Origin of the sequence: Chitinophaga sp. 180180018-3, from assembly GCF_037893185.1 — a bacterium.
GTDB lineage: Bacteria > Bacteroidota > Bacteroidia > Chitinophagales > Chitinophagaceae > Chitinophaga.
The window spans coordinates 4,429,074-4,451,650 of the sequence record NZ_CP140772.1 but is presented as its reverse complement, the minus strand read 5'-3'; the positions used below and the strand labels follow the sequence as shown (position 1 = coordinate 4,451,650).

At 42.9% G+C, this 22,577-nt stretch carries 12 protein-coding genes; 7 read left to right on the top strand and 5 right to left on the bottom strand.

Annotated elements, in window-relative coordinates:
• The first annotated feature begins 747 nt into the window (after nt 1–747).
• The 7 genes from UNH61_RS17350 (at nt 748) to UNH61_RS17320 (ending at nt 14,576) form a co-directional block, all read left to right on the top strand.
• Nucleotides 748–1,296, top strand: a complete 549-nt coding sequence (locus UNH61_RS17350; protein ID WP_326993240.1) for an RNA polymerase sigma-70 factor — start codon at nt 748–750, stop codon at nt 1,294–1,296.
• Between the two features lie 124 nt (nt 1,297–1,420).
• Nucleotides 1,421–2,611, top strand: coding sequence for a FecR domain-containing protein (locus UNH61_RS17345; protein WP_326993239.1), 1,191 nt, complete (start codon nt 1,421–1,423; stop codon nt 2,609–2,611).
• Nucleotides 2,612–2,744: 133 nt separating this feature from the next.
• Nucleotides 2,745–6,098, top strand: a complete 3,354-nt coding sequence (locus UNH61_RS17340) for a SusC/RagA family TonB-linked outer membrane protein (protein WP_326993238.1) — start codon at nt 2,745–2,747, stop codon at nt 6,096–6,098.
• Between the two features lie 10 nt (nt 6,099–6,108).
• Entirely contained in the window at nt 6,109–7,569 is a 1,461-nt protein-coding gene (locus UNH61_RS17335; protein WP_326993237.1) for a RagB/SusD family nutrient uptake outer membrane protein, read from the top strand.
• Nucleotides 7,570–7,689: 120 nt separating this feature from the next.
• Complete coding sequence (locus tag UNH61_RS17330) at nt 7,690–10,236, top strand: zinc-dependent metalloprotease (protein WP_326993236.1); 2,547 nt, start codon at nt 7,690–7,692, stop codon at nt 10,234–10,236.
• Nucleotides 10,237–10,527: 291 nt separating this feature from the next.
• Nucleotides 10,528–13,389, top strand: coding sequence for an insulinase family protein (locus UNH61_RS17325; protein ID WP_326993235.1), 2,862 nt, complete (start codon nt 10,528–10,530; stop codon nt 13,387–13,389).
• 59 nt (nt 13,390–13,448) lie between these two features.
• Nucleotides 13,449–14,576, top strand: a complete 1,128-nt coding sequence (locus UNH61_RS17320; RefSeq protein WP_326993234.1) for a thioredoxin domain-containing protein — start codon at nt 13,449–13,451, stop codon at nt 14,574–14,576.
• Between the two features lie 829 nt (nt 14,577–15,405).
• On the opposite strand, the gene UNH61_RS17315 is transcribed toward UNH61_RS17320, so the two are convergent.
• The 5 genes from UNH61_RS17315 to UNH61_RS17295 form a co-directional block, all read right to left on the bottom strand.
• Nucleotides 15,406–16,086: a porin family protein gene (locus UNH61_RS17315; protein WP_326993233.1), complete on the bottom strand. Its 681-nt coding sequence runs from the start codon at nt 16,084–16,086 to the stop codon at nt 15,406–15,408.
• Between the two features lie 11 nt (nt 16,087–16,097).
• Nucleotides 16,098–17,390: a TolC family protein gene (locus tag UNH61_RS17310; RefSeq protein ID WP_326993232.1), complete on the bottom strand. Its 1,293-nt coding sequence runs from the start codon at nt 17,388–17,390 to the stop codon at nt 16,098–16,100.
• On the bottom strand, nt 17,362–20,460 hold the full coding sequence (locus UNH61_RS17305) for a CusA/CzcA family heavy metal efflux RND transporter (RefSeq protein WP_326993231.1): 3,099 nt from the start codon (nt 20,458–20,460) through the stop codon (nt 17,362–17,364). The genes UNH61_RS17310 and UNH61_RS17305 overlap by 29 nt, the downstream gene beginning before the upstream one ends.
• A 21-nt stretch (nt 20,461–20,481) precedes the next feature.
• The gene (locus UNH61_RS17300; RefSeq protein ID WP_326993230.1) at nt 20,482–21,585 is read right to left on the bottom strand and encodes an efflux RND transporter periplasmic adaptor subunit; all 1,104 of its coding nucleotides are present in this window, start codon (nt 21,583–21,585) and stop codon (nt 20,482–20,484) included.
• Nucleotides 21,586–21,740: 155 nt separating this feature from the next.
• Nucleotides 21,741–22,052: a hypothetical protein gene (locus tag UNH61_RS17295; protein ID WP_326993229.1), complete on the bottom strand. Its 312-nt coding sequence runs from the start codon at nt 22,050–22,052 to the stop codon at nt 21,741–21,743.
• Nucleotides 22,053–22,577 lie beyond the last annotated feature (525 nt).

Below are 22,577 nucleotides of genomic sequence, written 5' to 3'. Positions count from 1 at the left end.
TATTGAAATATAATAATTAGAAAGAGTATCGTTTACACACTTTCTCTTTTGATGCTATCCAAATCAACTTTTAAAATTAATTCTAATGATTCATTATACTTGTTCATAGGTCTTTGCCCAATTTGCTATTCCGAGAAAGATGCTTTGATTTTCCCGATATCATTTGCAGCAATGACTTCATGATTGCGCTCGCCTTTCCTGCAAGAAATAAAAGAGACAATACCAACACGAAAAAGTAGGAGATAAATAGTGTTTGGGTTTCATTTTTCATTGGCTTGGGTTAAAAAATGTACCATGAACTAACAAAGAAATCAGACTTTCTTAGAGTTATATATAAAGCAGTCCAAATGATGAATGCAGGCTATTTTGCTATATCTACAAACATTCCTACTGAAAATTGAACTACAAACTAGTTAAAAATAGTAGCAGGCCATTTTTGCAACCCGTTCATAGGGAAATTATTGTTCTTGGAACCAACCATTTCGAAAAGTCTTATGGACAAGACAAGCGAAAATAACAGGTTCATTTAATTTTCGAGAGATAAAATGACGAATGCTGTTCATTGCTGATGAACGTCAACTTGTTCATTAAACAACACACATATAAAATTTATTCAGACTCATGACAGATGATTGAAGGCGTTTACAAAAGAGTACCATCCAATTCTTTTTGCCTAAAATTCTATTTTTTGTTACTTTTCCACCCTAAGCATTGGAACAAAGGACAACATATCATAACCACGAACTTTTGGTTCGCATCGCGGAAGGGGACGAAAAGGCTTTCCGTATCTTTTTTGATAAGTACCGAAATCGTTTTTATGCGGTGGTGCTAAAAATGACGAGATCCGAAGCTTTAGCGGAGGATATGGTACAAGAGATTTTTCTCAAGATATGGCAAAATAGAGCCTCTCTTCCGGAAATTACTAACCCAGATTCTTATTTTTTTACATCGCTTTACCGGCAAGTATTTCGCCACTACAAAAGAGCCGCTTTGGACAGGAACCTATTGAAAATGGTGGCCGAGGCGCCCAGTTTTCAAAGTATCACTGACGAGACTGTTCTGGCGCGCGAAGGTGAACGACTAATCGAGGAAGCTATATCCCGATTACCAGCTCAGCAGCAACAGGTATTTAGGCTTAGCAAACAAGATGGGTTCAGCCGCGAACAAATTGCAGAACAGCTTAATATTTCACCGCACACAGTCAAAAATCATCTTGCCGACGCTATGAAGTCCGTTAAATCCTATTTAAGCCATTCTATATTGATTTACATTATGTTAGCATCGTTATTGGATTAAAAACAGCGCCGCTTAAAATTTTATTTTCAAGTTGGGTAGTACAAATGAATTGTTCGAGTATCTGTCTTAAGACCAGGGATTAAGCTGCGGGTAGAACTTGTTATTTTTAACAAACTAGTGAATTATGCAGTTCAATGAACGGATATTCTACTTGCTGGAAGCCTATACTTCCGGAACTGCCTCGACTGGAGAGGAGCAGGAGCTTATGACTTGGATGGCTGATGCAGAGGAAGATTCAGAACTTAAGGAATACGTCCGAAAGTTTTGGTCAAATTACAAGCCTGACAACGTCTATGATAAGATAGATTGGGACAGCATGTTTAATAAAATAATTGTAGGCAACAAGGGGCCGTCGTTGTCTCTCAAGGCTTCGTTCCATTGGCGTTGGTGGACGAGGGCTGCTGCTGCCGCAGTGATTATACTCGTTGGGATGTTTTATTGGTTATTTTCTACCATCGGCTCAAAGCAACACAAAAATTTTGTGGTTAAGAGTCCTAATGAAATAAAATCTCCTGCAATCAACAAAGCGATGATTACTTTGGCAAATGGCCAAAAGATATACCTCGATAGTGCCAATAATGGCACCATTGTCACCCAAGGTAGCATGCAATTGATAAAGCTGAGTGATGGTCATATTGCGTACGAGAAAAAGAGGGGAGATGGTGCTCTGTCCGGAACAAATGGCTATAATACGTTGTCAAATCCGAAAGGTAGTAAGGTCATTGACATGCAATTAGCTGATGGAACTCGTGTATGGCTAAATGCTGGAAGTTCCATAGTCTATCCTGTGGTTTTTTCTGATAAAAAAAAGGTATCCATTACTGGCGAGGCGTATTTTGAAGTGGCTAAAGAATACAATCGACCATTTCTGGTTTCAGCAGGGGATATGGAAGTACGGGTGCTAGGGACTAAATTCAATATCAACGTTTATTCAGATGAAGCCATACCCAGAGCCACCCTTGTCGAAGGGGCTGTATCGGTCAAAGCCAATTCCACTACTGTTTTATTAAAACCTGGAGAAGGGGTTCATTTGGACAAAGATGGCGGTTTGCACCTGCAAAAACATGTAAATGTCGAACAGGTTTTATCATGGAAGAACGGCTATTTTTCTTTTAAGGATGCGGATTTATCTTCTATACTTCTGCAAGCATCACGCTGGTATGACGTAGATGTCATATTTGAAGGAGACATGCCCATTGTACGGTTCTCCGGCGACATTGACAGGGGGCTAACATTGAACCAGTTTTTGAGCATTCTGGATGAGACTAGGATTCATTACCGCATAGAAGGTAAAAAACTGATCATTATACCTTAGATAACGAATTTCCAATGTATTAGACGCGTTAATAAAAAGAAACCACTTCGTATGCAAGACGAAGCAGCAGAATTTTGGCTTACCCTATACATGAGCCTATACAAAGTATATACAACCAAATCTAAAATACTGTATGAAATTAACTGCTAAAATGTTGTTAGCTATGAAGCTTATAGTTATCCTGTTGATTACGGCTGCTCTTCAAGCCCGTGCACAGAGAAACACACAAAATATTACCTGGTCGGGCCAGGACGTGCCTATTGAAAAGGTATTGGAGGCTTTTAAAAAGCAAACCGGTCTTTTCTTTTTCTATCGCAATGATGATATCGCGAAGGCAAATCATGTGACAGCCGATCTTAAAAGTGTATCAATCGAGCAAGCCCTTACTACCATTTTCAAGAACCAATCGTTGACATATTCTATCAAAGGGGCCACGGTAATTGTTAAGGCGAAGCCGGTGGCCTCGAAATCTATGATTGTTGCAAACGAAAGCAGTCTTCCGCCATCCTTAGAAATAAGAGGTGTGGTTGTTGGCGATAATGGCCCAGTGGCAGGAGCTTCTATAGTCGTAAAAAGAACCGGCGCTGGTGTGATTGCAAATAGTAAGGGAGAGTTCGTGGTTAAAAATGTGTTGGAAAGCGACGTAATTGTCATTACTGCCATAGGGTATCAAACCCAGGAACTTACCTTCAAAGGTGTCTCTTTCCTTTATGTACAACTGAAACAGGCTGTAAGTAAGTTAGATGAAGTTTTGATAAGGCCGTATGGTCAGAATACGACACGGAGGCTGAATACAGGGGCGGTATCTAAGGTGTCCGGTGAAGATATCTCCAAACAGCCGGTAAACAATATTCTCCAAGCTTTAGTTGGTAGGACGGCAGGTTTAAGCATCAATCAAACAACAGGTCTTGCAGGTGGCGCAGTAACTTTTCAAGTTAGAGGACAGAATTCATTTAATGCTGACGCTTATACAAGTGCTCCCTTAGTCATTGTAGACGGAGTGCCCTATCCGGGTGTTCCGATTAAACACCCTTCTTCAAATGGGGGCAATCAAATGGGTAATGATCTTGGCCCTTTGGGATATGGTAACACGCTTTTTAATTTGAATCCGGCAGACATTGAAAGCGTTGAAATTTTGAAAGATGCTGACGCTACGGCAATATATGGTTCACGTGCAGCAAACGGAGTAATGCTTATTACTACGAAGAAAGGAAAACAAGGAAGGACCAGTATCACGGTCAATGTAAATTCTGGAATAGTAATGAATACCCGACAGGTTAAATTATTGGATACGAAACAATATATTGCGTTGAGGAAAGAAGCATTTGCAAATTCAGGGACCACACCTGCTCTGGCAACCGATCCTGATTTGCTGACATGGGATACTACTAAAACCACGAATTGGCAAAAAAAACTACTCGGAAATATCGCTCATTTAAATGATGTGAATTTAAGTATTAGCGGAGGCCAAGGTGGGACATCTTTTCTGATATCTGGTAATTTCCATAATGAAACCTCTATTTATCCGGATTCAAGAAGCACTAACAAAGAGAATTTTCACTACTCATTAAATCATTTATCAACCGATGGGAAGTTTAACATCTCGTTATCAGGAATAGTAGATGCAACTCAAATAAATCTTCCTTCGGGGGCAAATTCATTGGGCGGGTTTGCCTATTCGATAGTACCTAATTTTCCAGCGTACGATAGTCTGGGTAAATTGAACTGGATGAGGAGTCAAAATCCCTACGGGGTCTTGAATCAAACTTATTCCAGTAACACACTGACGTTAACCAGTAATCTACTTCTTAGATATAATATACTCCCTGGCCTTGACGCCAAAGCATCACTAGGTTATACGCTTGTTCAAACAAGCGATGATAACGTACAGCCATTGTCTGCATTTAACCCCAACCCAAACAGTGGAGCGTTTTCCCATCATATAGTTGATCTGTTTCGTAATACGACAATAAACTTTGAGCCCCAATTGACCTATAATACGCATGTGTCCAAAGGCAGATTTGATATTGTAGCAGGTTCCACTATTATGAAAACAGTTGGTCAGATGCCCTTTTATTTAGATGCATATAATTTTCCGAGTGATGTCTATATAAATAACCTTGTGCTAGCCGGTAAGAGCCTTGTGAGCAATAGTTATACTGCCTATCATTATTTGTCACTTTTTAGCAGGGCCAGCTACAATTGGGACGACAGATATATTTTAAGCGGAACGTTCCGCCGCGATGGTTCTGACCGGTTCGGAGCAGATCATCGATTCGGAAATTTTGGAGCTATCGGAGGTGCCTGGATTTTTTCCAATGAGTCATTTTGGAATAACCTTCCCTTCTTAAGCTTTGGCAAGCTTAGGGGTAGTATCGGTTGGGTTGGTTCTGACAATGTTGATAACTATTCATATTTAAGTTACTACACAGGTATTACTACAGGTACTTATAATGGTGGAGCAGGTGTTACACCAGGCCATCTCAGCAATGCTAATTTTGGTTGGGAGAGCACTTCTAAAATCGATGCTGCTGTTGAGCTAGGATTTTTTAAGGACCGGCTTTTGGTAACGACGTCGTATTTCCGAAATCGTACTTTCAATCAAATTGTACAATACCCTGTCAGCGGTCAAACGGGTTTTGGTAGTTATACCGCAAATCTTAAAGCCGCAGTCGTACAAAACAAGGGCTGGGAAGTAGAATTGACAAGCATTAATATTAAAAACAATAATTTCAGGTGGAATACCTCCTTCAATATCACCCTGCCTAATAATAAGCTGCTAAAATATGACAATGTTGAGCAGTCTCCATTCAGTGACCGTTTGATCGTGGGAGAAACTATTAACGGAATTTATAAATACCATTATACTGGAATCGATCCGGCCACAAATCTTCCCACCTATCAGGATGGAAATAACGACGGGTATCCTACCAGTACTGCAACCTATCTCGCAACACCTGCCTTGGCTATCTATGGTCAGGGGGATCTTTATTATGTTGGAAGCCGGGATCCCAAATACTATGGAGGACTTACCAATACCATCTCCTACAAAGGCATCCAACTTGATTTTACTTTTCAGTATACAGTGGGCGCAAAAAAGGAATCATATCTGAGCACAGTTAGCCAGCCTGGGCGTTTTGTAGGAATAACAGGCAATTTGCCTGAAAAAGCGCTGGAACAAATCAAGTCGTGGGGATTGGGTAAGGCGTTCATATCGTCCAATTTTGTTCCTCAATATGCCTTCTTTATAACGAGCAGCGATAAACTAATACAGGACGCCTCTTTTGTTAGAATGACGAACGCCGCGCTGTCTTATAATTTCACCGGAAAAGTTGTCAAATCATTACATGCTAGTGCATTGAGGGCTTATATCCAGGCACAAAATCTTTTTGTGATCTCTAAATATGATGGCTTTGATCCGGAATCCGGTGCGAGCGCGGTTCCTCCTTTACTGAGGATCAATTTCGGTATTCAATATTCATTTTAAAAATTCAGCAATGCAAAATAAATTAATCAATATAGCTTTTCGTTGGAGTAGCACGGTCCTGCTATTGAGCCTGGTTTTTTTACTGGTTGCGTGCAAAAAGTACTTAGAACCGGAATTCAAAACACAGATTTTGACAAGCGATATTTTTGCGAACGACCAGAATGCACAAAGTGCAATAAATGGTTTATATATCAACATGGCAACAGTCTACTCATCTTTTAATGTAAACGTAACACGACTGGGAGGTTTTGCATCGGATGAGCTGACATATTTGAATCAATCGGATTTTGATAATCAATTTATGAACAATCAGATCAACACCACTAACAGCAGCGTGAAGAGTTTTTGGGATGATTTTTATAAAATTATTTATCAATGCAACAGTATAATTGAAAATTCAAAAGCTTCCACCGGGATGTCGCCGTCCTATAAAAAGCAAATTATTGGCGAGGCTATGTTTTTTCGTGCGTTTAGTCATTTTTACCTGGTTAATTTCTTTGGACCAGTACCGGCTATCACATCAACCGATAAAAACATTACAGCGTATCTTCCGCGGACGTCAGTTGACTCAGTCTATACGCAGATTAAGACTGACTTAATTGGTGCTATGGACAGTCTTCGGGCAGATTATAGCATTTCCGGGGGGAATCGGGTGAGGGCGAACAAGTGGGCAGCTGCAGCTTTGCTTGCCAGAGTCTATCTCTATCAAAAGGATTGGGCTGATGCTGAAGCGACCTCCAGTGCGCTCCTGGGCAATGCACTATATTCGCTGTTGCCTGCTGGTTCAATCAAAATGGTATTCAAGAAAAATCAAACAGAGTCGATACTTGAATGGGTTAATGACGCCAGAGGGAATACTACTGAGGGTAATATGTTTGTAGGTGATTATGCGTCCTACATTAACGATCCTATCCTGGCACCAATCGCCGGTCTTTTTCTATATTATTTCCTACAACCCAACCTGATAAATAGTTTTGAACCCAAGGACCAACGATTGGCCAATTGGGTTATTATTACATCTACGGGTAAAGGGGCACCTTACAAATATAGGCGTCAGTTTGGTCTTGCTGATTCGCTCAACGATGAGCATTATTCGGTTTTGCGATTGGCCGAACAATATCTGATCCGTGCTGAAGCGCGGGCTCAGCAAGGTAATTTCAATGGAGCCCAATCAGATATAAATGTCATAAGAAATCGGGCGGGATTACCTGACGCGGTGGTAGTCGACAAGATTTCGGCAATGACAGCAATTGAACAGGAACGCCGAGTGGAACTTTTTTGTGAATGGGCGCACCGGTGGTTCGATCTTAAACGATGGCCTAGTCTGGTGGCGGCCGACAAGACCAGAGCAGACGATGTCCTTTCACTGATTAAGCCCGGTTGGAAATCTACTAATATTTTGCTCCCTATTCCGCAGGCAGATCGGCGAAATAACACTAATCTCACACAAAACCCAGGTTATCCACAGTAATAGATAAAAATCAGGTCAAAGTAACACTTTATTAAGCACTACTCGGAGACACTACCGCTGTATGGTCGCTGAGTAGAGTCTCGATTGATAAATTATTGATAGGAAAAAATAAACAATTAAATGAAAGCGATCTTTTTAGTCGGAGCGGCGATGATTATGTTACCATGTTTTGGTCAACAACCCGTTGGTCATGGACGAAAGGTAAAGGTATCCGCCGATACCGCCTTAACAAAAAAAACAACTCAAGACGGGACCAAAGGGTCGGTTGAGCCGTATGAAAGGGTAATAACTGATAAGGCTGTTACTCAGAAAGGCATGATCAACGTGCATAAGATTGATGAGAAATATTATTGGGAAATTCCCGATAGTTTACTTGGCCGGGAGCTGTTATTGGTCTCACGCATTGCAAAGTCTCCTGGTCAGGTTTCGGGCATGGGCGAATACGGAGACAGTGGTGGCGGGTACTATGCTGGCGATGAAGTTGATGAGCGCGAAATTGAATTTGAAAAAGGGCCTAATGATAAGATATTTGTAAGGGGGATATCACATACGATTCATGCGGGCGATACATCAGGAAATGGCTTACTTAGATCTGTAGCCAAATCTAACGTTCAGCCTATAATTGCTGATTTTCCAATAAAGGCATATAACAAGATATGGCCTGCTAGCGTCATTGACGTAACTGGTATATTTGTAGACGAACAGAGTATTTTTTCGTTTTCACAAAACGAGAAAATCGCGTTGAGATTGACTGCATTGGCTCGAGACAGATCTTATACTGAATATATCAAAACATTTCCGGGAAATGTCGAGATAAGGACAGTTAAGACATATTTGCCAACCCCTCCCTCAAGCGATCCCCTAACTTTCGAAATGAATAACTCACTCGTGCTTCTTCCAAAAGTACCTATGCTTGCACGTCTTGCTGATTCGAGGGTCGGGTTTTTATCAACAGGCTTCGTGGATTTTGATGCAAATCCTCAAGGCGTGGGCAAAACTTATTATTTGGCCCGGTGGCGCCTCGAACCGAAAGATGAGGATACGTCAAGATATTTTCGAGGTGAATTAGTAGAGCCTAAAAAGAAAATTGTTTTTTACATTGACCCAACAACACCAAGAAAGTGGATTCCCTACCTGGCTCAGGGGGTCAATGATTGGAACTGTGCCTTCGAAAAGGCAGGGTTTAAGAATGCAATTGAAGCGAAAGAGGCACCATTGGATGATAGCACCTGGAGTATAGAAGACGCTTCCCACTCTGCTATAGTATATAAGCCGTCCTCCGTGGCTAATGCTGAAGGGCCAAGCATAAAAGATCCAAGGAGCGGGGAAATTTTGGAGTCTCATATCAATTGGTATCACAATGTGATGAGCCTGATTCATAACTGGTACATGATCCAGGCCGGCGCTATTGATCCAAGGGCAAGGAAAATGGTATTCGACGATGAATTAATGGGCCAATTGATACGCTTTGTTTCATCGCACGAAGTAGGTCATGCACTTGGACTAATGCATAATTTCGGGGCCAGCTCCACAGTACCTGTAGATAGTTTAAGAAGCAAAAGATGGGTGGAGGCTCATGGTCATACCCCATCGATTATGGATTATGCCAGGTTCAATTATGTAGCTCAGCCGGAGGACAATGTCAGTGAGGCGGGAGTTTTTCCCAGAATTAATGACTATGATAAATGGGCAATTGAGTTTGGCTATAGATTATTTAGAGGAATAAAAACGCCTAAGGACGAAGAGGCATTTTTAAATAAATGGATAATTGACAGCCTCTCTCATAATCATAGGCTATGGTACGGACCACAATCGTTGTTCGTTGCGTTCGACCCCAGATGTCAAAACGAAGATCTTGGTGATAACGCTATGAAGGCGAGCAATTATGGCATAGAGAACCTAAAGCGTATTCTTCCGCATCTTCCTGAGTGGACGCGTAAACCCAATGACGGATACGGTGATTTAAAAGCCATGTACAAGGAGCTGGTCTCTCAGTATTCGCGCTATGCGACCCATGTGACTACTAACATTGGCGGTTACTATCTGGAGGTAAAAACTGTAGAACAAAAAGGCGATCTCTATACGCCTGTTCCGAAAAAAATACAACGTCAAGCCATGGAATGGCTGAATAGACAGGTGTTTACCAAGCCAGCTTGGTTAGACAACCAGATAATTACCAGTAAGGTGGAGAGTTTTGTTAGCGGATCGACAGTAACCGAGACGGGCACTAAGCTATTAAGTAATCTAATGTCAAATTTGAGGATGAATTTATTGGTTAAGACAACGAATCGTTATGGATCCAGGGATGTCTACACCCTTGAAGAATTCTTGCAACATCTAAAGCAAAGCCTCTGGGCAGAATTATGGACGCATAAAGCGATTGATCCTTATCGGAGGGCGTTACAGAACACTTACGTTGACATTTTATCTCGAATTGTAAAACCAGGAGAGCCCAAAGGAGCGGCAGCAATTGGCCAGGCGATTGAGATGTCGCAAATGCAGGCACCGACGTCTTCAGCAGAATTGCTGATAGTGATTCATCCAAATCTTGTAGCTCTGAAGAAGGAAATTCAGGCGTCCATTGCTTCTTTCCCGGATGAGGCAAGCAGAGCACATCTGAAATTAATGGCTGACAAAATTAGCCAGGCGATGGATCCCAAATTGTAAATATATTCAAATGATAAGTAGCGATCCATCTCATTCTCCCAAATTGCTGGAGCTGGTAGGGGAGGCCCTCCAATTCTATTCATCAATGAAGCATTAGGCAAAATGAATTTATAATCATAGCAGTGAAAGATAAATATGTGCAAAAGAATAAAAGCTGTTTTCTCTTGCGCAGATGCAAGATAACGAGCGGTGTGTACTTCCCTTTACAAAAAAATGATTGCTTATTAATGGGAATAATTAATAATGTTTTAAGCTTAGTACAATCGAAATTAATTACGGAGAATCAACTATATGAAAAAGTATATTTCGCAATGCGCTGTATTTGCAATTGCAGTAGCCGCTATAAATAATATCGCCTACTGCCAGCAAAGAAAAACACACATATTAGTTTCTGCCGTACCAATGTCGGGGACTAATGAGATCATTCCCAACGACCCCAGTGTCAGAATTGGAAAACTTGCCAATGGACTAACCTATTATATTAGACGAAATATTGAGCCTCGCAAGAGGGCAGTACTTTATCTGGCGAATCGGGTTGGGTCACTAATGGAGGATGATGCACAACAAGGATTAGCTCATTTCACCGAACATATGGCTTTTAACGGAACTGCTGATTTTCCCAAAGACGAATTAATCAACTACCTTCAAAAATCTGGCATTCGGTTTGGCGCTGATTTAAACGCTTACACAGGGTTCAATCAAACTGTTTATCAACTTCCTATGCCCACTGACAGCGCTGCACTTTTTGCAATTGGTTTTAAGATCCTTGCTAATTGGGCTGGTAAACAGTCAATGGATGCGAGGGAAATTGATGCCGAGCGTGGCGTGATTATAGAAGAGGATCGTCAGCGTGGAAAAAACGCATCAGATCGCATGAGCAAGCAACTGATGCCCTTGTTATTAAACAATTCTCGATATGCCGAACGAATTCCGATTGGCAAGATTGATATCCTCAAAAATTTCACTTATGACAAAATTAGGTCATTTTATCATGACTGGTACCGGCCTAATCTTCAGGCTGTAATCGCAGTAGGTGACTTTGATGTAGACCAGGTGGAATGGCTGATTAGAGCGAATTTTTCGTTTCTCAAAAATCCGGCCAACGCGAAACCCCGCTTGGAATATAATCTCCCGGTAAATAAAACCCCACTGGTAAAGATCGTTACTGATCCTGAGCAGGCTTATAATCTTGCTATGGTTATCTACAAACATCCCCATCATGCTAATAAAACAACCGAAGATTATAAGAAAAGCCTAATGTACGACATGATCAACGATATGCTAGAAGCACGTTTGCAGGACATCCTTAGCAAACCGGACGCGCCATTCATAATTGCCAAGAGCAATTTTGGCCCCTACCAGGAAGGATTGGTGACAAATACGTACGCTTTTCAAACCATAGTAGCTTCTAATTCTGCAAGCACGATGCTTTCCGCATTAAGTGCTAGCCTTGCTGAAAATAACCGAATGGCCAAATTTGGTTTTTTACAGTCAGAATTGGATGTTGTAAAGAAAAATATAGCGTCCCAGAATGAGCAGTACTTTAAAGAGAAAAATAAAATACCTTCAGTAGAATTTGTAAATCGGTATCTGAACAATTTTCTGACCGGAGAAAGTATCCCTTCCGTAGAATTTGATTACGAACAAATTAAACGAGACCTCGCATCCATCACACTCAGACAAGTCAATGCGCTGGCCAAAACTTTGATCACCAAAGATAATCAGATCATTATAGTAAGGGCGCCTGAGAAGCAAAAATCAGATCTGCCTACAGAAGGCCAGTTATTGACAGCGGTCGAATCCGCATTTCCGGAAATTAAACCCTATGTTGACAATACCGTCGCGAATGCACCATTGATTGAAAAAAAGCCAATTCCGGGAAGGGTGATTGCAGAAAGGAAACTGGCTGCAATTGGCGTTATAGAACTGACATTGAGCAATGGCATAAAAGTGCTGTTAAAGCCTACCGATTTTAAAAATGATCAAATTGTCTTCCAGTCGTTTTCAAAAGGTGGAATATCATTGGCTGGTGACGCTAACTATCAGTCAGCAAAAAACGTTAGTCTTATTAGTCAAAGTGGAATCGGAAAGTTTAGTGCAATTCAGCTCCAAAAGAAACTAGCCGGGAATACAGCTAACGCACGTCCGTATATAAGTGATCTTTATCAGGGTTTCTCCGGAAGCGCGGCCCCTAAAGATATTGAAACGGCTTTCCAACTCATATATGCTGCTGTGACAGAACCACGAAAGGATACCGATCTTTTTAATAAGACGATCATCGACAGTAAAGTCGTGTTAGCTGGCCGGGCCTCAGATCCTAATAATGTATTTAAGGATACCGCAGAAGCGGTTTTAAATAATTACCACCCGCGTAGGATGCCTCAGACGCTTCAGGATTTGGATAAAATATCGCTTGATGAAGCTTTTATTTTCTATAAATCAAGATTTGCAGATAACGGAGAGCAGATCTTTGTTATTGTCGGAACGATGAATATGGAGAAGATCAAACCGCTTATCGAAACTTATATCGCCAGCTTACCTACTCAAAATAAAAAACAGAATTTTGTAGACGAAGGTATAAGGCCTCCAAGAGGAAGAGTACTAAAAACTGTTTACCAGGGAATCGAGGATAAGGCACAGGTGCAATTGTATATCCATGGGGATTATGATGCTAGCCTGGAAAATGATGATCAGTTATATGCACTGACAACGGCTCTAAGGATAAAAATAATAGAGAGGTTACGCGAAAAGGAAGGAGGCGTTTACAGTCCAAAAGTATCACTTTCACTCGAAAAGAATCCGGTCGCGCATTATTACGTCACCATTTCATTTAGCTGCGCCAAGGATAATGTAGGCCGATTGGTTGATGCTGCGCTGGAAGAGGTTAAAATCATTAGAACTAATGGTGTCACACCAGAAGATTTAGTCAAATTCAAGTCAGAAGAAGAACGTCAAAGAGAGCTTCAGCTTCGTGATAACAATTTTTGGTTGTCAATCATTACTAATCGCTTAAAATACAGAGTTGAATTAGATACGCCGCCAGACCTGAAAGCAAGACTTGACCGGGTTACCGTTCAAAGTACCCAAGAGGCTGCCCGTAAATTTCTAGCGGAGGATAATTATATTCAATTGGAACTGATGCCGAAGTTATAGTGACTGATCGATGAATGTATAGAAACCAGTATTGCTGATTCTGTGTAAAACGATAAAATATGATATTCGATAATACTTTCAGAATATTCCTATGCATGTTGATGTTACTCACCATTGGCTTGGCAGACGGGAACGGACAAAGTAATCTGCCTACAAGCATTGTTGACAGCGTCACAGTTATTGACTCGTTGAAAATTGGTGATCCGGCTCCGGCTATAGCGGCGTGTAAATGGATCAAAGGAAACCCCGTAACAAAGTTTGTGCGAGATAAGGTATATGTTGTTGAGTTTTGGGCCACCTGGTGCGGGCCTTGCCAGGCGGCCATGCCGCATTTGTCAGAGTTGGCGCGCACTTACAAAGGCAAAGTAGAGGTGATCAGTTTCGATGTGAAGGAAGATAAAAAGACCGACTTCCTGCTAAAGGTGGAACGCTTTGTAAAGTGGTCGGGCGATCGCATGGATTATGCCGTTGCGATTGATTTGCCCGATGATATCATGGAGAAAACATGGCTGCAGGCGGCTGGTGCAAATGGAATACCTCACGTCTTTATCATTGATCAGCAGGGAAAAATTGCCTGGCATGGTCATCCGGATTATGTGGGAGATGTGTTGAGTGCCATGGTGAACGGCCGTTACGACGAAGCCGGTAAAAAACTGGTCGAAGAACAGATAAAAGCCAAAAGCCAGCTGTATGATTCTCTTGCTCATAAAATGATGGCGGCGAAGAAGGACGGTGACTATCAGACTGCATTAGCGATCGTAGAAGAAATTTCTCCTATTTTCCCCGCTTTGCGTTCTGATTGTGCAAATATGAAATACGAATTCCTTAGCCATATAGATTCTAAGAAAGCAAGGCAGTTCGCCGACACACTGCTAGCGAAATGGCATCCTAAGGACCAGGTCAGCTTTGCCGCTTTCATCTTGTCGTCACAACCCAATGGGGCGTTTAAACCCGATTATGAATTTGCCCTTAAATGGGTAAAGTACGCTGCTGCATATTGGGATCCGCAAGACGAGGTAATTTTTGTAACATTGGCCAAGGCATATTATAAGACAGGAAATAAGGAACAGGCGATCAGCAACCAGCAAAAATTTATTGAAATGTTGAAGAAAGATCCTGCTATCAAGCCACAAACGTTGGAAATGGCGGAGAAGACCCTCCAGCTCTATTTATCTATGAAACATTAGGCAAAAGGAATTTACAATAATAGCAACGAAGGATAGATATGTTGAAAAAATAAAAGTAGTATTCTCTCGTGCGGAACAAAGAAAGTACGGGTTCTATTGATGTCCAGACCGTCAATATTGTCAATTTCATCCGTTTACTGGAGCTAAGTGATCACGGAAGACGTGATAAGGTAGGCAAACATCATGAGAAAATATCATCTCACAGGCACATTTCTGCTACAATATGATGCCATGATGGATCATCATTACCCAAACCTGCTCAGGCACTCATTTGAAATATATAAGCCATTTGGGGCCAGTTTTACACTAAATACGCATTCCCCTGATATCGGGATGAAAAAAAGGTTGCCCATATTCGGTACTCAGATCCCCAGTTCCACAAAGTTGTTTCCCCATTATACTGCCCGAACTTACTTTTTCTTTTGTTTAATTTCCAGATACCTGAAAAGTCAGCAGGTGAAAATGATATAATGATATAAGAGAAATAGGGCCACTACTGGTAGCAGTAGCAGGCCATTTTTGCAACCCGTTGTCGTTTGAGCAAATAGTTTCGAACAAGGCTTATAGACGTGATAATAAGCAAAAATAATCGACTCAGTTAATTTTCGAGATATAAAATGACGAATGCTGTTCGTTGCTGACGAACTTCAAATTGCCCATTAAATAACACACATAGGCTGTGTTAATAATAGTCATCCCATATATCATATTTCCCTCAATCCGTAAGTCTATTTCTCAATCCGATGCCAGGGTACAACAAACAACTAACAAACAGCCAGCGGTATTCCTGCCGCCGGCCTTGTTATTTTCATCTGATAGGTACTATGCTTTATTTACGGGTCAGATTATAACCGATGGAAATAGATAGTTCCTGGTTATAAATTTTCCATTGGGATTGTACGCGGGAGTCTTCCATCACGCTAATAGCTCCTCGTTTATATTTTATCCCGACAGAAATGGCTTTACTACACTTATAATCCAGCCCTATGAGGAGGCCCGCATCAATTTTTTGGCGATATCCTCCGGGAAGCAGTGGGGTCCCAAAAATGCTTTTATCTTTGTAAATACTACCATCGGCAGCCCTTCGTTCTATGCTGGCATTCAATAAACAACTCAGGTAAGGTCCTGCATATAACCGGAACCCTTTCAAATATAAAGTTGGGCTAAAAGGCTGCAGCGTAAGATAGGTGCTTTTAAAATTACTGCGATAGGGCTGATTGACACTGCTGTCCAGTATTTGCAGCCTGGCGCCACTCTGTCCGACAGATATTGAAGAAGTCAGCCCAAAATGTTTAGAGAGCCGGGTGTTGGCTACAATCTCCGCAAACAAGCCTCCCAGGGACGAGGCAGCTCCGCCATCTGACAGGCGGCCCAAATCCTTTCCGAATAATGAACTCCTGGTATAGCCTGCTCTAATGCCGAGATACACTTTTCCTCTTTCTTCGGCATGTTGCGAAAAAGAGGCCTGACCCCATAGCATTATAATTGTTATCAGTACGATACGTTGCATGCTAAAAATGTTTATAAATTAATATCCCAGATACCTGTAGCCCTTTCCAGTTCCAATAGCGAAACACCATAGGCGTTTAAGGTTCTGCTGTAGTTTTCCTGTACCTCATTATAGGTTCGCTGTGCATTGAGTACTTCCAGTAGCGTCGTCTCGCCGCGCTCATAGCTATATATCTTCCCGTCCAGGCTCTTTTTTGCCTGTTCCAGCAGACCAGAGCGAAACTGGAATACTTGCCTGCCGGCGGATAAATACTGCTGGTAAGCCGTGGTGATCTGCGACTGAACATTCAGTTTGGCTTGCTCGTACCAGGTTTCGGATTGTAACTGGGCGTAATTTGCCATCATGAGTTCACCTTTATATTTATTAGAAAGCTTTAATGGCATGGATATTCCAGCTGAAACAACTGTGGTTGACGGTGTTGGTGAAACCTGGTTAGTAACTACAGAATTACCAGTTAATCCAACATTTAATCCCAGGTCCATTATACGGTTAGCCTTTGCCAACTCCACTCTATTGCGGGCTATGTCGATATTTTTTTGTGCCGCCAGCACATCGGACCTGTTACTCGTAGCATCACTGATCAGTTGTCTGAGATCAAAATGCCGATCAAATGTCAGGGCTGAACTATCGGGCGTAAATAAAGTATCGGACCGGTTACCCATCAGCATCCTTAATCCAATAAGAGATTCCTGCAGACTGGATTGTTGTTGATATACCTTGTTTAACATCATTCCGGCCTCGATTTTGCTCTGCCTGGCATTAATCTCGGCAATCTGCCCCAGCTTAAATCTCAGGCTGTCAAATGCAGCCAGTTTGGCAAGACTGGTATATGATTCCATAGATATCTGCAGCAATTGTCGTTGCAAGATCGCCTGGAGATAGGCCTGCGTGGCAGTTGCCCGCAGATTACGAAAGTAATCGCTTAACAGGAGGTCTGCCTGCTGCAGCTGGCTGTCAGCGACCTTGTACCGGGCCTTTCTTTTTCCCCCCAGCTCCATCACCCAGCTCATCCCTGTATTGATACCATATCCCATTTTCATTCGCTTCTGCCCATTATCGTTAGCACCTAAGGAGATAACCGGATCAGGAAAGACCTTTGCTGCCTCCACGCCAGCTCGCGCCAGGTTTATATTGAACTTCTCTGCGGCATAAGCCAGGTTACCCTGGCTAACTTTAGTAAGAAATAGGGCATAACTGATGTCGGTCTGCTTTGCAGTAGTATCCTGTTGTGCCCCTGCTTCAGCAGCTGCCAGGATGAGCAGGATCGATAAAAGGTTAAATTTCAGCTGTTGTGCCATAATCATTCGTTCCCCATTTTTTTTCTATCAGGTAATAAAGTGCAGGTAATACAAACAAAGTGATTGTTGTGGCTACCAGCAGACCATAAACAATGACGGTGGCCAGCGGGCGTTGTACATCCGACCCGATACCAGTGGCCAGTGAGGCGGGTAACAGGCCCAGTGTAGCAACGGTGGCAGTCATCAGTACCGGGCGAAACCTGTTTACCGCACCTGTTGTGACAGCATCCAATAACGGCATTTGTTTGCGGCGTCTGTAATTGATATCTGAAATCATGATGACCCCGTTTTGAATAGCTACACCAAAAAGGGCGATAAAGCCGACGGCGGAGGATACATTCAGGGTCATGCCCCGTATATTTAAAGCCAGCATGCCACCGAACAATGCGAGCGGAACAATGCTTAGTATCAGACCAGCCTGACGGAACCGGCCAAAACTGCCATAGAGTAAAAGGAACATGACAGCAAGGGTAATGGGTACTACGATCGCAAGTTTGGCATAAGCCCTGTGCTGATTTTCAAATTGTCCACCCCATTCGATCCTGTATTTTGCATGGTCATATGCTACTTTCTTCTCGATGTCTGCCGTCGCTTGTTTCATAAAGGAAGAAAGATCGATTCCGCGCAGGTTTAGTTTTACTGTCAGGTGTCTTTTATTCATTTCCCGCGTGATAATACCTTCACCGGTGGTGGTACTGATGGCCGCAACCTGTGACAGTGGGATGCTGGCCCCGGTTGACGTGTGGAGCATCAGGCCAGCAATTTTTTCCGGCGTGCTCCGGCTGCTTTCATCGTAGCGGCAAATCACGTCATATACCTTGTTGCCAGAAAATACCTGGGAAATAGCCTTTCCTCCTATAGCCACTTCAATCAGCTCGGCCAGGTCACTCATATTTAGCCCGTATCGGGCAACGGCATTCCGGTCTACTTTTATCTGTAATTGGGGCGAGGGAGGTTCTTGGTCCAACGCAAGATCCACTGCCCCGGGCACATTCTGTAGCACAGAAAGTGCCTGCTCAGCAATCCTTCTTGTTTCCGCGTAGTCGTCCCCATAAACCTTTAGTACTAATTCGCTATGTGCTCCTGATATCCTGTCCATCACATTGTCAATCATCGGCTGGCTGAACCCTACTACGTAACCAGGCATGGAGGCATATTCTTCCGAGAGTTCTCCAATCAGGTCAGATTTCTTTTTCCCCGCCGGCCATTCCTTGTAGGGCTTCAGCCCCACCATGCATTCAAAGTGAGCTGCAGACCAGGGATCTGTGCCGTCATCATTTCGGCCTGCATGCACCATCATGTATTGTACCTCCGGATATTTCATGGTACGAGCTCTGAGCGTATCACTCATTTCTTTCGACTTTTGGAGTGATCCTCCGGGTGGAAGCTGCACCTGTAGCCAGATGGAACCCTCATCCAGCGAAGGCAGAAAATCTTTACCCACCAGTAATGATAATAGGATGGCTCCTGCCAACACCAGCACGAGTGGGGCAAGCACCCTTCGGGGACGTTGCATTATTTTGTTGATCCTGTGCTGATAGGCCAGTGATAATTTCTCCAGCCATTTATTGTGATACAGTTTCCTTGGTTTCCGGTAAACGGCATAGGCCAGCCCAGGAATTAGTGCCAGCGCTACGATCAGGGCACCGAGTAACGCAAACCCCACTGTAAATGCCATAGGTGTGAACAGTTTACGTTCCACCCTTTCAAATGCAAACAGGGGCAGGTAAGCGGTAATAATAATGATAGTGCCAAAGAATATGGGCTTAGCCACCAGGGCTGCCTGCTGGGCAATAGCCCCCTCTTCAAGAGAGGCCTGGGGCTGCTCCTCTCTTTTTTTAAGAATGGTCTCCATCATTACAATAGCACCATCTACAATGATCCCGAAGTCAATAGCGCCAAGCGATAGTAAATTGGCGGGGATATTGGTGAAGTGCATGAGGATAAAAGCGATGAGTAAGGCGAGCGGAATGGTGAGGGCTACGATAAATGCTCCCCGCCAGTTGCCTATAAAGACGATCAGAACCAGGAGTACCAGTCCCATTCCCTCAAGCAACGTATAGGATACGGTATGTAAGGTTGTATCCACCAGATCGGCCCTGTCCATATAGGGGCGAATACGGACAGATTTGGGAAGCAGGTTATTATTCAGGTCATCTATTGCCCGATAAACTCCTTTCAATACTTCCGAAGGGTTTTCTCCCTTCAGCAGTTGTACCACTCCTTCAACGCTTTCGCTATAGTTGGTCTTCCTGTCAGTGAATCCCAGTACACCCTTCTTCTCCAGGGTGCCGTATTTTAACTCCCCAACATCTTTTAGGAAAACAGGTACTCCATTCACTGTTTTTACCACCAGATCACCCAGTCCTTCCAATGTTTTGACGAGCCCTATCCCCCTGACAACATACCCAAAATCTCCCTGGCTGATGATACTGCCCCCGGCATTGGCGTTATTGTTTGCGATAGCTGACCTGATCTCTGCTAAGGAGATATGGTACTGTTCCAGCTTTCCGGGCTGGAGTTCAATCTGATATTGGGTAGTGATCCCTCCAAAATTTGTCACATTAGTTACGCCCATTTCTTGTTTGATACGAGGAATGATCATCCAGAATTGCAGGTCAGTGAGCGCTCTTAAGTCAAGGCTGTCACTCTCAATAATATAGCGGAAGATCTCACCAATGGGAGTGGTTAAGGGGTCGAGTGCAGGTTTGGCGTCATAAGGCAGGTTGACTGTATTTAGTCTTTCTGTGATCCGTTGCCTGGCCCAATAGTCTTCTGTACCATCCCGGAAAACCACCGTCACAATGGAAAGGCCAAAAGTGCTTTTGCTGCGCATGATCTGAAGGCCAGGGACAGCGTTGAGCGCCCTTTCAAGCGGGATGGTGATCTGCTGCTCCATTTCCTCGGCTGCCAGGCCGGGTACCTGAGTGATTACCTGTACGCTTACATCAGCCACGTCCGGATATGCTTCGATGGCTAGTTGTTTCCAGGAATAATAGCCAAAAATGGAAAGCAGTAGGAATAATACTATCAGTAACCCACGTTTTTTGATAACGTTGAGGAGTAACTTTGTCATTTCAGGATTTTAAGTTGATGATTATTTGATGCCGGAAAAGTAATAGGCCCCGTCAGTGATAATGAGATCATTTTTTACAAGGCCTCTTCTGACCAGCATCTTACCTGTCTCCGTATTAGTTACCTGGATCACCTGACGCAAGTAGGTTCCCCGCTTGATTTGCCTGAAAACAACGTGATCATTTCGGGTTTGTAATATTGCCCGCTGGGGGATTAATATTGAACTGATAGCGGAGGGTTTAAAATCAACGGTTACAAACATCCCCGGCTTTAGAAGATGCAATGGATTACTGCATGCAACCAGTACCGGTATACTATGAGTTTGTTCGTCTACCTGGTCTCCTATGTGGTATATCCTGCCCCTCATGCTGGTATCTGGAAACCCTACCCCGGAAATTTCGCAGTCGTTTACTGACCTTAAGGCCGGCAGGTCTTTTTCCTTCACCTGGGCGGCTACCCATATGGTAGATAACTCTGCCACAGTAGCAACGCTGGGTTCCTCCATCTTAATAAACTGTCCCACAACAATCCTGTTGGCGATGATCTCTCCGGCTATTGGGGCTGTAACGACCAGTGGCTGACCCAGGATCATATGTCCCGGGTCAGCATTAAACACCCTGATGCCATTGGCAGCATTATCAAACTCTTGTTTTGCCACGTTATAGCTGGTCAGTGCTTCGTCATATTCCTTTTGTGAACTGACTCCATGTGTAAGTAAATCCTGTTGTCGCCTATACACTTTTTCAGCCAGCAGAAGCTGCGCCTTCTGTTGGAAAAAAACCTTCTGGGCATCCATAAAACCCTGGGAGCTAATTTCAAACAAAGGACTTCCCGCTTTTACTTTCATCCCCAGCCGCATATAGGATTTTACAATCCTGCCGGCAAAAGGAGAAGCAACTTCCGCGTATTGATTCGGAATGGCTTTTACAATGCCTGGGATCTTTATGGTTCCTCTATATAATTCTTCAGCCAGGGTATCTACTTTAATCTTAGTGGCTAAGGCAGACTTAGCCGAGACGATAATGGTGTCGCCTCGCAATTCATAGTTACTATTGGCTGTCTGGGCCCTTTGATGACTGCAGGATAATAATAATAGTGAGCTCCATAATCCTAAGACTAATTTCATGCTGCTGATTTTAATTGCCATATTAACCATTCCTTATGTTTGGTAATCTTTTTTATTTGTGCTGCCAGGACTGTAGCCCCAATTCATTTCCTGAACCTGTTGCAGCGCCGGAAAGGCCTCTCAGGTAAAGGGAAAGAGGCCTCTGATCATCCAGTTTAAAACTGGGGATATCGAGCAATGTTGTGATACTTACTGGCTGTTAAAAATGTTATGGCGGCGGCATTTCCTGTCTGAATGACAGCATATGGCTTAGAAGTGTTTAAATACCGGACTTTATGGGGAGTCTTTTTCCCATCTACTTCTAACTGCAGTTCTCCCACCTTTGGTGTAGCATGAACTATTTGCAGCTGAGCACTTTTAATGGTTGTCTTTGTATTATTATCCTTCTTTTTGCTACAGGCAGTCGTGAAAACAATCGGTATTGCTAACAGGAATACTGCTATCACCAGGTTATTGTTTTTTTTCATGACATATTAGATTTTTATTAGAAAATTGCACGAACCAGCTTGACAGCTGGTTATTACCGTAATAACATTAGATCAGTGCAGGTTCCTATTGCAGGTGGAAGATTAAACAGTTCTTTAACAAATAGCATTTATTTCCAAACAGAAAACAGGCTTTCTCTTTCTGCCTTAGGCTTATAGAAAAGTGGTATTAAATATAAACAAGACCTGTGCTAGGAGCATCAAAAAATGCAAGCACGATTTAGGCAGGTCATTTTTTAATCAGCGGCTTATCGCAAATATGATCCTACAACCGGAACGAGTTGAACTCCGGTGCAATCTGGTCGCAATCTATTATTAATAACACAACGTTGTCCAAACTTCCTGCTTACTTACAAAAAAAGGTACCACAGATGTGGCACCTTAGTGTGAGCAATGTAGGTTTTACCATACCGATATCTGGGTAGGAAGGGCTGGGTATTAAGCGTAATCGGAGATATCCCTTCCTCATTACTTAAAACGAAACCTGGTGAAAAGTTCCTACAACCA

Coding starts and splice junctions, on each gene's coding strand:
- UNH61_RS17340 (WP_326993238.1), top strand. CDS start 2,745: ATGAAATTAACTGCTAAAATGTTGTTAGCTATGAAGCTTATAGTTATC.
- UNH61_RS17325 (WP_326993235.1), top strand. CDS start 10,528: ATGAAAAAGTATATTTCGCAATGCGCTGTATTTGCAATTGCAGTAGCC.
- UNH61_RS17315 (WP_326993233.1), bottom strand. CDS start 16,086: ATGCAACGTATCGTACTGATAACAATTATAATGCTATGGGGTCAGGCC.
- UNH61_RS17320 (WP_326993234.1), top strand. CDS start 13,449: ATGATATTCGATAATACTTTCAGAATATTCCTATGCATGTTGATGTTA.
- UNH61_RS17305 (WP_326993231.1), bottom strand. CDS start 20,460: ATGACAAAGTTACTCCTCAACGTTATCAAAAAACGTGGGTTACTGATA.
- UNH61_RS17330 (WP_326993236.1), top strand. CDS start 7,690: ATGAAAGCGATCTTTTTAGTCGGAGCGGCGATGATTATGTTACCATGT.
- UNH61_RS17295 (WP_326993229.1), bottom strand. CDS start 22,052: ATGAAAAAAAACAATAACCTGGTGATAGCAGTATTCCTGTTAGCAATA.
- UNH61_RS17335 (WP_326993237.1), top strand. CDS start 6,109: ATGCAAAATAAATTAATCAATATAGCTTTTCGTTGGAGTAGCACGGTC.
- UNH61_RS17310 (WP_326993232.1), bottom strand. CDS start 17,390: ATGATTATGGCACAACAGCTGAAATTTAACCTTTTATCGATCCTGCTC.
- UNH61_RS17345 (WP_326993239.1), top strand. CDS start 1,421: ATGCAGTTCAATGAACGGATATTCTACTTGCTGGAAGCCTATACTTCC.
- UNH61_RS17300 (WP_326993230.1), bottom strand. CDS start 21,585: ATGAAATTAGTCTTAGGATTATGGAGCTCACTATTATTATTATCCTGC.